Genomic DNA, 17,530 nt, shown 5'->3' with positions numbered 1-17,530 from the left:
GTACATGGTCCGGTCGCGATCCAGACCGGCGCACAACCAGAAGGGGAGTATGCTTTCGCCGGTTCCGACCGAACAGTTGATGAATTGTGCCCCTTTGTCGTTGCCTTGTCACGTGACGGCGGCGACAATGACGTGTCGTGCAGGGGGACAGGGACCGGATGCGATGAAACCTTTGAGTGTTTCAGTGCTTGCACTGGCCATGATCGGCTTGGGCGCCTGCCAGGGGGATCAGGCTGAACCGGGTCCGGTGCAGACCGCTTCTGCGGCCGGTGTCACGCCGTGTCCGCGCGCCGCGGTTGTGCAGCCGGATGAGATCGAGTCGCGCTTTCTCTCCTCGCTGGCTGCGCCGATACTCGGGTTTGCGGCGGAGAAGATCTTTGATCTGCTGGTCGGCACCCTCGATACCGGTGCGGAAGTTGCCGCGGCCGGGGTCGACAGTGTGACGAGTGATTCAGGTGCGGGATCGCCTGCGGCGATCAACGCGACGATGGATTGCGTTCCTGCGCAATCCGATAGCGGGACACTGGCCTCGGCGCCCGAGCCGGAACCTGTGTCAGCCACCCTGGTTGTGGCGACCTATCTTGACGATGGTGGCGAAAGCCTGCGTCAGGTCTCCCCCGACGAGACCACATTCACCGGCCAGGACCGGATTGTCCTGCGAACCACGGCCAACCTGCCGGGCATTCACCGCCTGTCGAACCGGACACCGGACGGCAGGCTGGTGCCGATCGGCGACTGGCCCGCTGCCGCAGGACAGGTGCACGATATCGGGCCGTTCGAGTTCTCGGGCGCGCCAGGCACCGATCAGGTAATCTTCAGCTTCATGCCCTGTGCTGATCCGGCGACCGCTGACAGTGACAATCTGGATGTCGCAGCGGATGTGCGGTCCAGCCTGCCTGCCTGCCGTGATGTGCAGCTTGCCGCGCGCACCGGGCTGCCTGCGCCCAGGGACATGTTCATCGCCGACAAGGGCAAGAATCATTTCACCTCCGCACGGCTGGACGACCTGGTCGCAGAGCGGCGCCTGCGCCGGCCATTGCAGACCGAGCTGTCATTTCGCCATGCCCCTGCCGGAGGCTGATTCCGACCGTGACGATCAGAGGAGGATTCCGTCATGAGACCGATTTCCGCGATTGCAGGCGCCGTTCTGGCCCTGTCCGTAGCTTTCTCGGCCAACGCCTTCGAACTGATCAGCCGCAGCGAGATTCTGGCGATCCGTGACGGCTCGCTGCCCGGCTCGACGCTGGAGGCCGCGCCGCGTGCCGTTGTCGCGGATGCGCCTGTCATCGAACTGGTGCAGCCCAACGCAACGACCCATTTCAAGGCCCCGGTGGACATTCACGTCCGGATGCGCCCCGGCCTTGGCGCTTCACTCGACATGTCGAGCCTGGAAATCCGCTACGTCGGTTCCATCTTCTCATTCGACATCACGGACCGGATTCTCGAACGTGCCGAGGTGAAGGACGGCGAGATCATGGCCAGCAACGCCGACCTGCCGGCGGGGGAGCACGAGATCCTGATCCGCGTGAATGACAGCTGGGACCGCAGGGGCGAACGCCGCTTCAACTTCACTGTCGAGGAATAGTTGCCCCCGGCGCCTGCGGCCTGCGCCACCCTCCGTTCAGGGTTTCAGCGTGCGCCAGGCGTCATACTGGGACAGGAAGACCTGGCCACTGAGCCTGTCGAGGAAATGGGTGGTCTGCAGCCGGTCCATCACCGGTCCCTTGACCTCTGACAGATGCAGCCTGACGTCGATGCTTTCCAGCCGCTGGTTTATCGTCTCCAGGCTCTCCAGCGCCGAATAGTCGATCTCGTTGATCGCCGAGCACATCAGCACAACGTGCCGGATATCCTTGTTCCCGGACAGTCGGTTGAGCACCAGATCCTCCAGGAAGCGCGCGTTCACGAAGAACAGGCTTTCATCGACCCGAAGGCTGACCACCGATGGATCGGTCTCGACCTTGTGGCGCAGGATGTTCCGGAAGTGCTGGCTGCCGGGCACCAGTCCGACCTCGGCGACATGCGGCCGGGAACTCTTGTAGAGGTGCAGCGCCAGCGAGAGGATCACGCCGGTCGATACGCCGACCTCCACGCCCAGCGTCAGTGTCAGGACGATTGTCGCCAGCACGGCGCTGAAGTCCGCCCGCGAATAGCGCCAGGTCTTCTGCAGGATGCTCAGGTCGACCAGGCTGAGGACCGCCACGATGATCGTCGCCGCCAGGGTGGCCTTCGGCAGGAAATGGACCAGGGGCGTGAGGGCTATCGCGGCAAAGGCCAGACCGACAGCGGTGAAGGCTCCGGCGGCCGGGGTTGCCGCACCCGCATCCGCATTCACGACGGAACGCGCAAAACCGCCTGTCACAGGATAACCGCCCGTGAAGGCTGCCCCCAGATTCGCGGCCCCCAGGCCAATCAGTTCCTGGTTCGGATCGATGCGCTGCCGCTTGCGCGCGGCGAGTGTCTGGGCGACGGATACGGATTCCACGAACCCGATGACGGAGATCAGCAGCGCGGGCACGAGCAGCAGCCGGATCAGTTCCACATCCATGGGCGGCATGGTGAGGGGGGGCAGGCTCTGAGGCACGGCACCCACGATCTTCACGCCTTCCGAGTCGAGACCGAGGCCCCATACAAGCAGGGTCGTGACGGCGACAGCCGCAACCGGACCCGCCTTGGTCAGGATGTCGGCGGGCATCGCCCCGAGACCGAGTGCCAGCAGGGAGCGTTTCAGGTGTTTCCTGACCCAGAACAGGAACCCGGTCGCGGCGACACCGATCAGCACGGTGACGGGATTGATCTGGTTCAGGTTGGTGACAAGTGACTGCACGATCTCGATCAGGGTGTGGCCACGGGCATTGATCCCGAGCACATGACCGAGCTGGCTTGCGGCGATCAGGATGCCACTGGCCGTGATGAAGCCGGCGATCACGGGATGTGAGAGAAAGTTCGCCAGGAAGCCGAGCCGGAACACGCCCATGATCAGCAGGATGCCGCCGGAGAGTGCGGCCAGGAGAAGGGCGGCGGCCAGATATCCCGCAGAGCCCTGATCCGCTACCTGACTGATGGCCGTGGCTGTCATCAGGGAGACCACGGCCACGGGTCCGACCGCCAGAACCCGGCTGGTGCCGAACAACGCATAGAGAACGATTGGCGCGATGGAGGCATAGATGCCCGCCTCCGGCGGCAGCCCGGCCAGCAGTGCATAGGCCAGCGACTGCGGGATCAGCATGATCGTGACGATGACTGCGGCGACCAGATCGTTGACCAGCGTCTCGCGCGAATAGGTGCGCCCCCAGTCCAGGACCGGCAGGTAGCGCGCGATGGATGGCTTCATGGTCAGTTGTCCCGCAGTTGGGTGGCAGGTGCGGCGGTCAGCCGTTGCGGATGACCCCGCAGCGGTCCGGGTTCAGGTCCGGTCAGTCGCTGTGAGCGGTCAGCTTTTCCGGCCTTGCCAGCCATTCGCGACCCCGCAGCATCGCCTTCCAGTAGATCGGCGGCAAGATGCGTTCCTTCAGCAGCCATGCCAGACGGCTGGGCCGGGTTCCATCGATCAGAGCCTTCGGAAAGCTTGGCAGCAAGGTGCCGCCATAGCCGAACTCGGCCAGCACGATCTTGCCGCGCTCGACCGTCAGGGGGCATGAGCCGTAGCCGTCATACTGGGCAACGGGAGAGTGCCCGGAGATGTCGGCAACGATGTTTTCCGCCACGACGGGTGCCTGCTTGCGGGCCGCCGCGGCGGTCTTCGCATTCGGGGCGTTCATCACGTCGCCGAGGGACCAGATGTTGTCATGGGTCCTGTGGCGCAGGGTTGCCTGGTCGACATCGATCCAGCCGGCGCTGTCGGCCAGCGGGGAGACACGGATGAAGTCAGGCGCTGTCTGGGGCGGACAGACATGCAGCATGTCGAATTCGGTCTCGATCAGCCGGGGCTCGGCATCCGGCTCCCGAACCTCGAAGGTCGCCTTGCGCGCCGGACCGTCAACGGCAACGAGATTGTGGAAGAAGTTCCGGGTGACGCCATAGCGATCCATGTAGGATTCCAGCGCGGGCACATAGTCCTTCACACCGAACAGGACACCACCGGCATTGTTGAACCGGATTTCGATGGCACCCAGCACCCCGTTGCGCCGCCAAGCATCGGCGGACAGATAGAGTGCCTTCTGCGGTGCCCCGGCGCATTTGATCGGCATGGGGGGCTGGGTGAATATCGCCCGGCCCGCCTTCAGTCCCTGCACCAGTTCCCAGGTATAGGGCGCCAGATCGTAGCGGTAGTTGGAGGTAACGCCATTCCGGCCCAGCGTCTCCGACAGGCCTTCCACCTTTTCCCAGTCGAGTTTCAGGCCCGGGCAGACGATCAGCCGGTTGTACTTCACGACCCGGCAGCCGTCCAGGATGACGGCATTGTTCTGCGGTTCGAACGCGGCGACGGCGCTCTTGATCCAATGGACGCCGCGCGGGATCAGACTGCCCATGGTGCGCGCCGTGTCGCTGGCGGAGAAGATGCCGCCGCCGACCATCGTCCAGCCGGGCTGGTAGTAGTGCACATCCGCCGGATCGATGATCGCGACCTCCAGCGACGGCATCCTGGCCCGGATGCTGGCTGCCACCGCGATGCCCCCCGCACCGGCCCCGACGATGACCAGATCGAATGATGCATCGCCCTGGTCGGTAGGCGTCCGGCCACCGTTGGCAATCCGGCGAACGACACCGTTCATGTCATACCCGGCGGCCTTGGTGGCGGCCAGGATGCTGGCCATGGGGCGCTTGCCGGCCTCGCTCAGGGACCAGAGCGTTGCGGAGCGGGTGCCGGTCCGGCAATAGGCCAGGACCGGGCCGGGCATGTCGCGCAGTGCATCGCCGAAGCCGGACACATCCTCATCGGAGACCACGCCTGGAACCACGGGCAGGTAGTGCATCTCCAGCCCGCTGGCACTTGCGGCTGCCGCGATCTCCTCGTGGGTTGGCTGGTCGGCCCCTTCACCGTCAGGGCGATTGCAGATGATGGTGCGGAAACCGGCGCCGGCGATGGCCGGAATGTCGTCAGCCGAGATCTGCGGACTGACCGACAGGCCATCCGTGATGTGCTTGATGTCCATGCTGTTGGTCCTTCAGTCTCAGAGGCCGTTGATCGGCACGGTCAGCACCATGTTGCCGTCGTCATCCGTCGGGATATGGCCACCGCGCATGTTCACCTGCAGGGAAGGGATGATCAGGCGCGGCATGCCGAGCTGGGGGTCGCGTTCGCTGCGGAAGGCGACGAACTCCGCCCGTGACCTGCCACCGCCGACATGGATGTTGGCGCGCTTCTCGTCACCGACCGTGGTCTCGAAGGCGATCTCGCGCCCGCCCGGGCCGTAGTCGTGGCACATGAACAGCCGCATCGCATCCGGCAGGGACAGCAGCTTCTGGATGCTGTCGTACAGCGTTCCGGCATCGCCGCCGGGGAAGTCGGCGCGGGCCGAGCCGCCATCAGGCATGAACAGCGTGTCGCCGACGAAGGCGGCATCGCCGATCACATGCACCATGCAGGCCGGCGTGTGACCCGGCGTATGGATGGCGAAGGCCTGCATGCTGCCGATCATGTAGGTGTCGCCATCGGCGAACAGGCGGTCGAACTGGGATCCGTCGCACGGAAAGCTGTCGCCTTCGTGGAAGAACGCCCCGAACGTGGTCTGCACATCGCTGATCCTGTCGCCGATGCCGATCAGCCCGCCCAGCGCTCCCTGGATGTAGGGGGCGGCGCTCAGGTGATCCGCATGGACATGGGTCTCGATGATCCATTCCAGCTTCAGCCCGCGCGCCCGGATGTCGTCGATGATCGCATCGGCGCCTTCATGACTGATGCGCCCGGCGGCGTAGTCCAGGTTGAGGACACAGTCGATGACGGCGCAGGCAGCGGTTTCCGGATCGCTCACCACATAGCTGAACGTATTGGTGTCCTCGTCGAAGAAGGCCTTGACGTCCGGCCTGGTATCCATGCTGACGGGATAGTTGTTCATGGCTCCATCTCCTCCTGCTGGTCGCGGGTTTGGCGTGGCGGTGTCAGATGCGGCAGGTGCGGATGCCGAAGATGCGGTAGAGCGGGCACATGCGCAGAGTGGCGGTCGCCAGCATCACCACGCCGATGGCGATCGCGACGTACTTCGGATAGGGCGTGGACATGGCATCCAGAGCGCCGCCGAAGGCCACGGCCAGCAGCACAACGCCGAGCAGCGCGCGGATGATGCGATCAACGGTTCCGACATTCACGGTCATCAGACCTCTCCTTTTTAAGGTGTAAAAGGAGTATATGTTTTGGCTGCTGGTCCTTCGGTGACTTTGTCACCCAACCGGGAAATTTCCTCGTGATGCGTGCGACGCCGCCATCGGGTCGAGAGTGAGACCGGTAAAAGATCTAGTTCGGATGAAGTTTAGTGGCTTTCCGCAATGTGACGCAGGCTTGCCGTGTCCAGAAGGCTGATGACGCCGCGGGCCTGTGCGACCCATCCCTTCCGCTGAAATTCGTGCAACTGGCGTGAAACCACTTCCCGCGCGGTGCCGAGTTCCGACGCCAGTTGCTGGTGAGTTGCCCGGATCTCCCGCGTGCCTCTCGCCAGGGTGACCAGCCGCTGGGCCAGGCGGACATCGATGTGGCCGAAGGCGACTTCGTCGATGACGCGGAACAGATCGGTGATGCGTCGGGAGTAGGCGTTGAAGACGAAGGCGCGGAACGCGCCCGAACCTGCCATCAGCTCGTCGAAGACCGCTCTGGGAATGGCCACGGCCTCCACATCGGTCTCGGCCACGCCCTCGGCCGTATAGTCCTCGTGCGCCAGCAGGCAGGCCGTGGTCAGAACGCAGCTCTGCCCGGCCTCGACCCTGTAGAGAACGATCTCGCGACCAGACTCGGAGGTCTGGTGGACCCGGACGGTGCCTTCGATCAGCAGCAGCAGATTGTCCGGTGACCGGCCAGGGCCGAAGATGACCTGTCCCTCAGGAACCCTGACCACGGCGCTGCGGGATACCAGTCTCTGGCGAATCTCGTCCGAGAGGCTGGACAGCCCGGCGAAGCGCTCGATCCAGGCGTCGGCCATCAGCCCAGCGCCCGCTTCGGTCGCACGATCCCGGCCTGCAGTGGCGCAATCCGGTCCAGCAGTTCACGCCTGTTGCCGGCAATGTCGGCGACGGTCAGATCGTCCAGCACGGCCATGAAGGCATCGGTGGCTTCCCGCAGGGCGCGGGACAGTCGGCAGATCCCCACCAGCGGGCAGGTGTTGCGCTCCGGGTTGAAGCATTCGACCACATCCATTGGTCCTTCCGTCAACCGGACAACTTCCCCGATCACGATCTTCTCCGCCGGCCGGCCAAGCCGAAAGCCGCCGCCCCTGCCACGCACGGTCTCCAGATAGCCGACCTTGCCAAGCTCATGCACGACCTTGACGATATGCGGGCGCGCCAGACCATGCACCTTGACCACGTCATCGACGCGGACAAGGTCCGGCGCGCGCAACGCGGCAAGCTGCAGCGACCTGAGCGCGTAGTTCGTGAAGCCGGTGAGTTTCATGGCCCCTCCCTGTTGAAACATATATCCGCGATATTGCTATCGAACAAGTTGGCTCCGTGGCCGTTCCGGGGACCTGGCTGAGCTGCTGAACGTCGCGATGAATCAGGCCGCAGACGGAGCCCTCGGGATGCTGCGGTCCGGTGCGCCATTTTGCCCTCTTAAAATATATAATTAGAATAGTTCTATTTGGCATCGATGGGCCGTGCAGACTGTTGCGGTCGCAAAATCAGGAAAGTGGCATGCTGGATTCCCTCTCCGCAGAAACACTTGCCCGGGCGCAGTTCGCGTTCACGGTCTCCTTCCACATCGTGTTTCCGGCCTTCTCCATCGGGCTGGCGAGTTTCCTCGCCGTCCTGAACGGGCTCTGGCTCCGCAGCCGCGATGCGACCTATCTGGCGCTGTTCGATTACTGGAAGAAGATCTTTGCCGTCGCCTTCGGCATGGGGGTCGTTTCCGGCATCGTCATGTCCTACCAGTTCGGCACCAACTGGTCGGTCTTCTCCGATCTGGCCGGTCCCGTCGTCGGACCCCTGATGGCCTACGAGGTATTGTCGGCGTTCTTTCTGGAGGCCGGCTTCCTCGGCATCATGCTGTTCGGGCGGAAGAGGGTCGGCGACCGGCTGCACATGTTCGCCACAGCCATGGTTGCCGTCGGCACGCTGATCTCCGCGACCTGGATCCTCAGCGTCAACAGCTGGATGCAGACGCCTGCCGGGTTCGCCATCAATGAGGCGGGGCAGTTCATCCCTGTCGACTGGATGGAGATCGTCTTCAACCCGTCCTTTCCCTATCGCCTGCTGCACATGGTCCTCGCCGCCTATCTGACCACGGCGTTTGTCGTCGGAGGGGTCGGCGCGCTGCACCTGCTGCGCGACCGGCGGGACGCGACGGCGCGGCGCATGTTCTCAATGGCCATGTGGATGGCTGCCCTGGTGACACCTGTCCAGATCTTCGCCGGGGACCTGCACGGGCTGAACACGCTGGAACACCAGCCGGTTAAGGTGATGGCGATGGAGGGGCATTACGACAGCCACCCGGACGGCGCGCCGCTGATCCTGTTCGGCTGGCCGAACGCGGCGGAGAAGCGGGTCGACTACGCCGTCGAGATCCCGAACCTCTCCAGCCTGATCCTGAAACACGACTGGAACGCACCGCTGGACGGCCTTGATACCGTGCCCGATGCGGACGAGCCGCCGGTGGCCATCGTCTTCTGGAGCTTCCGGATCATGGTCGGCCTCGGGTTCGCCATGCTGGGGGTGGGGCTGTTCAGCCTGTTCCAGCGCCTGCGCGGACGTCTGTATGATGCGCCCTGGCTGCATCGCGCGGCCCTGCTGATGGGCCCCAGCGGTTTCGTTGCCGTGCTTGCCGGATGGGTGACGACGGAGGTCGGGCGACAACCCTTCACGGTCTACGGATTGCTGCGAACCTCGGATTCACTGGCACCCGTCGCGGCACCGGCGGTGGCGACATCGCTGCTGATGTTCATCATCGTCTATTTCTTCGTCTTCGGTGCGGGCGTCTTCTACATCCTGCGCCTGATGAACCGATCCGCGCTGGCCGCCATGCCCGACGACGACGATGGTCCGTTGCGCGCCGCCGGTCCGGTTTCACGACCACACAAGGATGGGGAGGCACACCATGCCGTTTGATCTCGCCTTTGTCTGGGCCGGTCTGATCGCCTTTGCGGTGCTGACCTATGTCGTGCTGGACGGTTTCGACCTTGGCATCGGCATCCTGTTCCCCACGGGCCGCTCCCGCGATGACCGCGACGTCATGATGAATGCCGTGGCACCGGTCTGGGACGGCAACGAGACCTGGCTGGTGCTGGGTGGCGGCGGCCTGTTCGCCGTCTTCCCGCTGGCCTACGCCGTTGTCATGCCCGCGCTCTACATGCCCATCACGCTGATGTTGCTGGCCCTGGTCTTCCGGGGCGTGGCGTTCGAGTTCCGCTGGCGCACCGAACGCTGGAAGGGGGTCTGGGACGTGGCCTTCTTCGGCGGGTCCACGCTCGCCGCCCTGTGTCAGGGAATCGCCCTCGGCGCGCTGGTGCAGGGGATCGAGGTCCAGGGCCGGGCCTATGCCGGGGGCTGGTGGGACTGGCTGACGCCATTCTCCCTGCTCACCGGTGTGGCGCTGGTCGCCGGATATGCCCTGCTGGGCGCGACCTGGCTGGTGCTGAAGACGGAGGGACCGCTGCAGGCCCGGATGCGCGGCTACGCCTTCCGCCTCGGCATCGTGACACTTGCCTTCATCGGTGCCGTCAGCCTGCTGACACCCTTCCAGGACCCGGTCTACTTCCAGCGCTGGTTCAACCTGCCGGGCAGCCTCTACACCTTTGTCGTGCCGGTGCTGATGCTGGGCGCAACATGGCTGCTCTACAGCGGCTTGCGCCGTCGGAGCGACCTGCAGCCATTCCTCGCGGCGCTGGGCATGTTCGTGCTCAGCTTCATCGGGATCGGCATCAGCTTCTATCCCATGATGGTGCCCCCGGGCCTGACCATCGCCGAAGCCGCCGCCCCGGACGAGAGCCTCGGCTTCGCCCTGGTCGGCGCCCTGATCCTGATACCGATCATCCTCGCCTATACCGCCTACGCCTACTGGGTGTTCCGTGGCAAGGTGCGGGTCGGCGACGGCTACCACTGATGGCAGAGAGCGGCACGGGCAGGCGCTGGCTCTGGTTCATCGCCTACTGGATCGCTGGCGTCGCGGCGCTGGGGGTCGTGGCGCTGGTGTTGCGGATGGTGCTGTAGTGTCGGTGGCCTTGTTGGGCATTGGCAAGGCAGATGCCGTGAGCACTTGATCTGGATCATGGCGGCCTTGCGCGCGTCATGAAAGGAACACGCCTTGTACGCCGGAGGCGATTGATGACCAGCAAATCCGATCCTGTCCATAGCACCGATGCGCCCACCCGCTCCCTGCCGGGGCTGCGGCGGCATCTGTTTTCGCTGATCCGGGACCGGCTCTGGTTGCAGGTGCTCGTGGCGATGTTCCTGGGGGTGGGCTTCGGGACGCTGATCGGGCCGACGGCGGATCTGGTGTCGGCGGATGTCTCGACGCTGATCGGCAACTGGGTGGCGCTGCCCGGGCGGCTGTTCCTGCTGGCGATCCAGTTCGTCGTCGTGCCGCTGGTCGTGGCCTCCGTCATTCGTGGCATTTCGGCGGGCGGTGGCGGATCCAGTCTGGGCCGCATCGGCGGGCGGGCCGTCGGCTTCTTCATCCTGACCACCCTGTGTGCGGTGGCCATCGGCGTCGCCGTCGCGCTGCTGATCGAGCCGGGCAGCTTCGTCGATCGCAGCGCGGTGGGGGAGGCGCTGGCGACGGCGGGCAATGTCGCCACGACCGCAAGCCCGGCGCCGCCGAGCGTCGATCAGATACCCGACATGATCGTCGGGCTGTTCCCGACCGATCCGCTCAGCACCTTCGTCAGCGGCAACATGCTGCAGATCGTCATTGCCTCCGCGATCCTCGGCATCGCGCTGGTGATGACACCGCAGGAACAGCGCATGCCGCTGCTGGAACTGCTCGCCTCCGTCCAGGCGGTCTGCATGGTGATCGTCAGCTGGGTGCTGCGGTTCGCGCCGCTGGCCGTCTTCGGCCTGCTGGCCAACATCACGTCACGCATCGGCCTGTCGGCGCTGCTGGGCACGGGGATGTATGTGGTAACGGTGCTGCTGGGGCTGATCCTGCTGCTGTGCCTCTACCTGCTGGTGGTCTGGCTGCAGACAAGGCGTGGCCCGGTCGGCTTCCTGCGCGATGTCCGGGACGTCATGCTGCTGGCCTTCTCCACCTCCAGTTCCGCCGCCGTGATGCCGCTGACGCTGACCACGGTGGAGAACCGTCTGAAGGTGCGCAGCGAGGTTGCCCGCTTCGTCGTGCCGCTGGGCACCACGATCAACATGGCCGGCACGGCGCTCTATCAGGGGGTCGCGACGATCTTCCTGGCGCAGATCTTCGGCATTGACCTGGGGATCGGGGGCATTGTCCTCGTCGTCGTCATGGCGACCGGGGCGGCCATCGGTTCGCCGGGCACCCCGGGGGTGGGCATCGTCATCCTGGCCACCATCCTCTCCAGCGTCGGTATCCCCGCCGCCGGAGTGGCGATCATCCTTGGCGTCGACCGGTTGCTCGACATGTGCCGCACGGTGGTCAACGTCACGGGCGACATGGTGGCCTGCGTCGTGGTGGACCGGCAGACGGCAGATGCCACAATGGACTCCGCCGCCGAACCGGAGGTCGGCTGACCGCGCGTCAGTGCCCCATCAGGCGGTCCAGGGCGTCGGGCTTGTCGTGGATGCCCAGCCGGTCGACGATGGTCTCGCTGGCCCGGTTGAGGCCAATGAGGTCCGTTTCCGCCCCTTCACGCCGGAACTTCAGCACCGCCATGTCCAGCGCGGCAACGGCCGAGATGTCCCAGATGTGGGCGCGGCTGACGTCGATGGTGACGCTGTCCAGCGCCTCCTTGAAATCGAAGGACGCGCTGAAGTCATCGACTGAGGCGAAGAAGAGCTGTCCCTGCACCAGATAGGTCCGGTGGGTCTCGTCCTCCGAGAGGGTGGAGGTGACGCGGAAGATCTGCGCGATCTTCCAGGCGAAGAAGATGCCGGAGAGCAGCACGCCGATCAGCACGCCGATGGCCAGATTGTGGGTGAAGACCACGGTGATGACGGTGGCCAGCATGACGATGGAGGAGGATCCGGGATGCTCCCGCAGGTTCCTCAGCGAGGTCCAGCTGAAGGTGCCGATGGAGACCATGATCATGATGGCGACCAGCGCCGCCATGGGAATGATGCTGACCCAGTCGCCCAGCACCACCACCAGGATCAGCAGGAAGACACCGGCACAGAAGCAGGACAGGCGCCCCCGGCCACCGGATTTCACGTTGATGATCGACTGGCCGATCATGGCGCAGCCCGCCATGCCGCCGATGAAGCCGGTGGCGGTATTGGCCAGGCCCTGGCCGACGCATTCGCGGTTGCGGTCGCTGCTGGTGTCGGTCAGTTCGTCGACGATGGAGGCGGTCATCAGCGACTCCAGCAGGCCGACGGTCGCCACTGCCGCCGAATAGGGCAGGATGATCAGCAAGGTCTCCAGGGTCAGCGGAATGTCGGGCAGCAGGAAGACCGGCAGGGTGGACGGCAGTTCGCCGATGTCGCCGACCGTGCGCAGGTCCATGTCGAAGGTCAGCGTCACGGCGGTCAGGGCCACGATGCAGACAAGCGGGGAGGGGATGGCCCGCGTCAGGCGCGGCAGCAGGTAGATGATGGCCAGTCCCGAGGCGACCATGACATAGGTCATCCAGGGCACGCCGATCAGTTCCGGCAATTGCGCCATGAAGATCAGGATGGCGAGCGCATTGACGAAGCCGGTCATCACCGACTTCGAAACGAACCGCATGACGGTCCCGAGCCTGAGCATTCCTGCCGCGATCTGCATAAGCCCCGCCAGCACGGTGGCGGCCAGCAGGTACTGCAGCCCGTGGTCCTTCACCAGCGTGATCATCAGTACCGCCGTGGCCGCCGTGGCGGCGGAGATCATGCCGGGCCGCCCGCCTGCAATGGCCGTGATCACCGCGATGGAGAAGGAGGCGAACAGCCCGACCTTCGGATCGACACCGGCGATGATGGAGAAGGCAATGGCCTCCGGAATCAGGGCCAGCGCCACCACAAGTCCGGCAAGGACATCCCCGCGCAGGTTGCCAATCCATTCATTGCGCAGGCGCGATATCAGGTCGGTTTTCAAGAGGGGCGTCTCCAGCAGGCATGGCCCGCAAGAGCGGGTCGCGTCAGGCGAAATCGTTCTGGCCGTGGGGCAGGGGTCGGGGTTGCCATCCGGCGGGCAGCAGATGAATTCTTCATGCTGCACTGCAACATGTGCCCTTGATAGGCGTTCAGGTCCGGTTCGGCAAGGCCCGAAGCGGCAGACGTCAGCGTTGCATCGACACCATGGCGCCGCCCCTGATCTCCCGCATCAGCTTGATGCGGAAGGCGTCGGGAAAGGTCTCGAAGCTGTAGGTGGGGACCGAAAAGGCCCCGTACCCGGATATGACGATGTCGCGGTAATAGCGCGCGAGGCCGCTGTCATTGTCGGTGACCGGCAGGCCGTTGATGACCACGTCACGTCGCGCGATCTCCGGTCTCAGGCTGCGGATCAGGGGCGGCTTGGAGTTCCGGCCATCCCCTGAGACATCGATCACCCGACGCTCCGTCGGCCAGGGCAGCCGGTCGAACATCAGCAGGGAATAGCTCAGTGCCGCGCCGATGGCGGTGCCGCCGCGCAGGAACTTCTGCCGTGGCGAATCCAGCAGATGCGCGGAGACCTGCTGTGCCGCCGCTGGGCCGTCGATACGGGTCCAGGGCAGGAGGACATGCTGTTCCCCCACGCTGGCCCAGGTCACGACACTGATGGCGATGGCCTTGTTCCGGCCACCGTCGATCACCGACAGCACCGACGGATGGCTGATGGCATGGGCGATGCCGCCGATCTGCAGCAGATATTCCTGCCCATCGACACTGGCGGAGGCATCGACGGCCAGCACGATCGCCACATCGACCGTACCGGCCGACTGCGCCTTCACCGCTTGCGGCATGAGGCCGAGGCACGCGAGGATGGCGCAGATCGACAGCAAATGGCGGAGCATGGCACGACGATGAGCAGCAACAGTTACGATGGCGGCAGGCTCGACCTGCCCTTTGTCGGCCTCTGCACCTTCGGCAAGCAGCCCGTCTGCACGGACTGGTCCGCCATCGACGCCGATGTGGCCGTGCTGGGGGCACCGTTCGACATGGGCACGCAGTATCGGGCGGGCGCACGCTTCGGTCCGCGCGCGATCCGGGAGGCTTCGACCCTGTTCTCCTTCGGTCATGGCGGTGCCTATGATCATGAGGATGACGTGACCTATCTGCCGGTGGACCAGGTACGGATCGTCGATGTGGGCGATGCGGACATCATCCACACCGACACAATGGCAAGCCATGCCAACATAGAAAAGGGGGTCAGGGCGATCCTGGCCGCCGGGGCGATGCCGGTGACGCTGGGTGGGGACCATTCGGTGCATATCCCCTGCATCCGCGCCTTCGATGACCAGCCGCCGGTCCATATCATTCATATTGATGCCCATCTGGATTTCGTCGATGAGCGCCATGGCGTGCGCTATGGCCATGGCAATCCGCTGCGCCGGGCGTCCGAGATGGCGCATGTCACGGGGTTCAGCCAGTTGGGCATCCGCAATGTCTCCTCCTCCAATCGCGACGACTATGCAGCCGCCCGCGCTGCCGGGTCCGACATCCTCTCGGTGCGCCAGTTCCGGGCGCTGGGACCGGCGGGTGTGCTGGCGCGCGTGCCGGAAGGGGTGCGGTACTATCTGACCATCGACATCGATGGCTTCGACCCCTCCATCGCCCCGGGCACCGGCACGCCGAGCCACGGCGGGTTCCTGTACTACGAGATCCTGGAGTTCCTGCAGGGACTGACGGCGCGGGGGCAGGTGGTCGGCATCGATCTGGTGGAGGTCGCGCCCGACTATGACCGCGACGGCACCACGGCTTTCCTGGCGGCACAGGTGTTGATGAACCTGCTCGGCTTCATCTTCCATGCGCAGGGGCGCAGCGCATGATTCACGAGGACAGCAAGGCGCTGTACGCGGCGGCCTGCGCCGCGACCACAGCCATCGAACGGTTCTTTCAGGTCAGCCCGGAAGACTTCACCAACTGGCTCGCGTTCGGCGAACAGATTGCCGCGAACGGTGTTCTCGAACGAGTGGCGGCGAATGACTTCCCCATGTCCAAGGGGGAACGGATGCTCTGCCTGACCATGGTCGCCAAGGCCGACTTCGGCCACGTCGCGGCACAGGCGGAGCCGGATGTCTGGGGCCGGGGCGGCTTCTGGTCCATGGACCGGATCAATGGTTTGCTGGCGCTGCGTATCATCGCCGATGGCGTCTGGCCGCTGACGGGCCAGGACTGAAGGTTTCAGGCCGGGCGACGGGTGCGCCAGTTCCGGATGGCCACGGTCAGCTCGTCGGCCAGTTCCACCCGCTCCTCCGCCGAGAGAAACCCGCCAATGGCCAGATGGTTCCCGTGACTGGCGACGCTGAGCACATTGTCGCCGCTGTGGTGGGGGGTCAGGTCGAAGCGCGCCCAGTAGGCCGGGAAGCGCCAGATCTGCTGTCGTCCGTTGGCATGGTGCCGTGAAACGACCAGATCACTGCCCTGAATGTACAGCCGCTCCTCCGTCCGCGCTGCGCGGTAGTTCTGGCGGAACGCGAACCAGATCAGGGCCACGTCCAGGCCGAAGAAGCCGAAGACCGGCCATGCACCCTTCAGCATGAACAGCAGGCCTGTGATGAAGCTCACGCCCGCGATCAGGCTCATGACGATCAGGAATCCGCGCGGCCCCAGCGATCGGTAGGGACTCAGTCGGAAATCGAATTCGGGGGCGGCTTGCTGCATTGCGACAGGGTACCATCCGGCGCAGGGAACGAAAGTGAAACCTGCAGCGGACTGTGGCACTCTGGTCTGCCTGATTCGCATACGCTGGAGGTGCCACGTGCAGACGACGCGACTGATCGGCCTTGATCCTGGCCTCCGCGCCACTGGTTGGGGCATCGTGGACCAGCGCGGCAACCGCCTGAGCTGGGTAGCTGACGGTGCCGTGACCTCCAACGCGAAGGATGACCTGGCCACCCGCCTGCGCCAGCTGCATGACGGCATCCAGCAGGTGATCGCCGACTGGCAGCCCGACATCGCGTCGGTGGAGGAGACCTTCGTCAACAAGAACCCGGTCTCCACACTGAAGCTGGGACAGGCGCGCGGGGTGTCGTTGCTGGTGGCGGCGCTGAACGGCCTGCCGGTGACGGAATATGCGCCGAATGCGATCAAGAAGGCGGTGGTTGGCACCGGTCATGCGGCGAAGGAACAGATTCACCTGATGGTGAAGACCCTGTTGCCCGGTGCGGTGATTGCCAACGAACATGCCGCCGACGCCCTGGCCGCCGCGATCTGTCTGGCCCACCATCAGGGCGGGCGACGGGATGCCCTGCTGCGGCAGGCCGGTGCCGTGGTCCGCTGAGCGCAGGGGGAGAGCCGAATATGCCGAACATACCGACCAAGCCGCTGAAGGTTGCCGTGGCCGGGCTGGGGGCCGTGGGCCTGCCGCTCGCACGCTGGCTGGATGCCGGACAGGACCGCCTGACGCTCCATGCCGTCAGCGCGCGGGACCAGGAAGGCGCCGCGCGCAAGATGGCCGGTTTCAGGACGCCGCCGCCGATCCGCGACCTGGATGCGCTTTGCGATGGCGCGGATGTGGTGGTGGAGGGGCTACCGCCGGAACTGTTTCGCCCGCTGGCGGAGCGGGTGCTGGGGCAGGGGCTGATCCTGGTGCCGCTGACCGTGACGCAGCTTATCCTGCACATGGACCTGGTTGACCTGGCCGAGCGCACCGGCGCGCGGATCATCGTCCCGACCGGGGCAATCCTGGGTCTGGATGCGGTACGTGCGGCGGCGAAGGGGGAGGTGAGTTCCGTCACCATGATGACCCGCAAGCCGCCCGTGGGCCTGATCAATACCCCGCATGTGCGGGAGCAGGGAATCGACCTGACCGATCTGCGGGAGCCACTGAAACTCTATGAGGGCGCGGTGCGGGATGCGGCGCAGAAGTTCCCGGCCAACGTCAATGTCTCGGTGGCGCTGGCGCTGGCGGGGATCGGGCTGGACCGAACACGCTACGAGATCTGGGCCGATCCCGGTGTCAGCCGCAACACGCATGTGATCGAGGTGGAGGCGGACAGTACGCGGTTTCGGATGGAGATCGCGGGTGTCCCCTCGGAAGGCAACCCGGCAACCGGGCGCCTGACGCCGCTGTCGGCCATCGCGGCGCTGGAGGGACTGGTCAGCACGCTGAAGATCGGATCCTGAGCGGCCCGCCGGGCTGGAGCTGTCATTTCATTGGCGTCTGGCGGTGCTATGAAGGCATGCACCAATCAAGGGGAGA

Annotated in this window: 19 protein-coding genes; 10 read left to right on the top strand and 9 right to left on the bottom strand. The window is 65.1% G+C overall.

Annotated features, from left to right (window positions below):
- Window positions 1-49: 49 nt before the first annotated feature.
- Both QGV54_RS11520 and QGV54_RS11515 read left to right on the top strand, forming a co-directional pair.
- On the top strand, window positions 50-1,081 hold the full coding sequence (locus QGV54_RS11520; protein WP_281016693.1) for a hypothetical protein: 1,032 nt from the start codon (window positions 50-52) through the stop codon (window positions 1,079-1,081).
- A 33-nt stretch (window positions 1,082-1,114) separates the two neighbouring features.
- Window positions 1,115-1,585: a hypothetical protein gene (locus tag QGV54_RS11515; RefSeq protein ID WP_281016694.1), complete on the top strand. Its 471-nt coding sequence runs from the start codon at window positions 1,115-1,117 to the stop codon at window positions 1,583-1,585.
- Window positions 1,586-1,621: 36 nt separating this feature from the next.
- On the opposite strand, the gene sulP is transcribed toward QGV54_RS11515, so the two are convergent.
- From sulP to QGV54_RS11485, 6 genes are all read right to left on the bottom strand, one after another.
- Complete coding sequence (sulP, locus tag QGV54_RS11510; protein WP_281016695.1) at window positions 1,622-3,334, bottom strand: sulfate permease; 1,713 nt, start codon at window positions 3,332-3,334, stop codon at window positions 1,622-1,624.
- A gap of 82 nt (window positions 3,335-3,416) precedes the next feature.
- Window positions 3,417-5,096 carry a bifunctional protein tyrosine phosphatase family protein/NAD(P)/FAD-dependent oxidoreductase gene (locus QGV54_RS11505; protein WP_281016696.1) on the bottom strand — a complete coding sequence of 560 codons (1,680 nt, stop codon included), beginning with the start codon at window positions 5,094-5,096 and terminating at the stop codon, window positions 3,417-3,419.
- 18 nt (window positions 5,097-5,114) lie between these two features.
- Window positions 5,115-5,999, bottom strand: coding sequence for an MBL fold metallo-hydrolase (locus QGV54_RS11500; protein ID WP_281016697.1), 885 nt, complete (start codon window positions 5,997-5,999; stop codon window positions 5,115-5,117).
- Window positions 6,000-6,042: 43 nt separating this feature from the next.
- Entirely contained in the window at window positions 6,043-6,255 is a 213-nt protein-coding gene (locus QGV54_RS11495) for a DUF2892 domain-containing protein (protein WP_281016698.1), read from the bottom strand.
- A 155-nt stretch (window positions 6,256-6,410) separates the two neighbouring features.
- A complete protein-coding gene (locus QGV54_RS11490; protein WP_281016699.1) occupies window positions 6,411-7,073 on the bottom strand; it encodes a Crp/Fnr family transcriptional regulator in 663 nt (220 codons plus the stop codon).
- Window positions 7,073-7,543 (bottom strand): Rrf2 family transcriptional regulator, encoded by a 471-nt coding sequence (locus tag QGV54_RS11485; RefSeq protein WP_281016700.1) that lies wholly within the window; start codon window positions 7,541-7,543, stop codon window positions 7,073-7,075. Before QGV54_RS11485 ends, QGV54_RS11490 begins: the two co-directional genes overlap by 1 nt.
- 239 nt (window positions 7,544-7,782) lie before the next feature.
- Here QGV54_RS11485 and QGV54_RS11480 point away from each other — a divergent pair, with 239 nt between their 5' ends.
- From QGV54_RS11480 to QGV54_RS11470, 4 genes are all read left to right on the top strand, one after another.
- The gene (locus QGV54_RS11480; protein WP_281016701.1) at window positions 7,783-9,192 is read left to right on the top strand and encodes a cytochrome ubiquinol oxidase subunit I; all 1,410 of its coding nucleotides are present in this window, start codon (window positions 7,783-7,785) and stop codon (window positions 9,190-9,192) included.
- Window positions 9,182-10,186, top strand: coding sequence for a cytochrome d ubiquinol oxidase subunit II (gene cydB / locus QGV54_RS11475; RefSeq protein WP_281016702.1), 1,005 nt, complete (start codon window positions 9,182-9,184; stop codon window positions 10,184-10,186). Before QGV54_RS11480 ends, cydB begins: the two co-directional genes overlap by 11 nt.
- Window positions 10,186-10,293, top strand: coding sequence for a DUF2474 domain-containing protein (locus QGV54_RS19835; protein WP_348637613.1), 108 nt, complete (start codon window positions 10,186-10,188; stop codon window positions 10,291-10,293). Before cydB ends, QGV54_RS19835 begins: the two co-directional genes overlap by 1 nt.
- A gap of 114 nt (window positions 10,294-10,407) precedes the next feature.
- Window positions 10,408-11,784, top strand: coding sequence for a dicarboxylate/amino acid:cation symporter (locus QGV54_RS11470; RefSeq protein WP_281016703.1), 1,377 nt, complete (start codon window positions 10,408-10,410; stop codon window positions 11,782-11,784).
- A gap of 7 nt (window positions 11,785-11,791) precedes the next feature.
- On the opposite strand, the gene QGV54_RS11465 is transcribed toward QGV54_RS11470, so the two are convergent.
- Window positions 11,792-13,282, bottom strand: a complete 1,491-nt coding sequence (locus QGV54_RS11465) for a SulP family inorganic anion transporter (protein ID WP_348637614.1) — start codon at window positions 13,280-13,282, stop codon at window positions 11,792-11,794.
- A 184-nt stretch (window positions 13,283-13,466) separates the two neighbouring features.
- Window positions 13,467-14,180, bottom strand: coding sequence for a DUF1194 domain-containing protein (locus QGV54_RS11460; protein WP_281016704.1), 714 nt, complete (start codon window positions 14,178-14,180; stop codon window positions 13,467-13,469).
- A gap of 9 nt (window positions 14,181-14,189) precedes the next feature.
- On the opposite strand from QGV54_RS11460, the gene speB reads away from it, so the two are divergent.
- Together speB and QGV54_RS11450 are read left to right on the top strand one after the other, a co-directional pair.
- On the top strand, window positions 14,190-15,155 hold the full coding sequence (speB, locus tag QGV54_RS11455; protein ID WP_281016705.1) for an agmatinase: 966 nt from the start codon (window positions 14,190-14,192) through the stop codon (window positions 15,153-15,155).
- Window positions 15,152-15,505 (top strand): hypothetical protein, encoded by a 354-nt coding sequence (locus tag QGV54_RS11450; protein ID WP_281016706.1) that lies wholly within the window; start codon window positions 15,152-15,154, stop codon window positions 15,503-15,505. The genes speB and QGV54_RS11450 overlap by 4 nt, the downstream gene beginning before the upstream one ends.
- A 5-nt stretch (window positions 15,506-15,510) precedes the next feature.
- Here QGV54_RS11450 and QGV54_RS11445 read toward each other — a convergent pair whose 3' ends face one another.
- Entirely contained in the window at window positions 15,511-15,990 is a 480-nt protein-coding gene (locus QGV54_RS11445; RefSeq protein WP_281016707.1) for a DUF2244 domain-containing protein, read from the bottom strand.
- A gap of 97 nt (window positions 15,991-16,087) precedes the next feature.
- Here QGV54_RS11445 and ruvC point away from each other — a divergent pair, with 97 nt between their 5' ends.
- Window positions 16,088-16,609, top strand: a complete 522-nt coding sequence (gene ruvC, locus QGV54_RS11440; RefSeq protein ID WP_281016708.1) for a crossover junction endodeoxyribonuclease RuvC — start codon at window positions 16,088-16,090, stop codon at window positions 16,607-16,609.
- 20 nt (window positions 16,610-16,629) lie between these two features.
- A complete protein-coding gene (locus QGV54_RS11435; RefSeq protein ID WP_281016709.1) occupies window positions 16,630-17,454 on the top strand; it encodes an aspartate dehydrogenase in 825 nt (274 codons plus the stop codon).
- Window positions 17,455-17,530: the final 76 nt, after the last annotated feature.

It is taken from the genome of Minwuia sp. IMCC3060, assembly GCF_029909435.1.
GTDB lineage: Bacteria > Pseudomonadota > Alphaproteobacteria > Minwuiales > Minwuiaceae > Minwuia.
The sequence above is the reverse complement of the archived record's forward strand: the minus strand, read 5'-3'. Positions and strand labels throughout refer to the sequence as shown.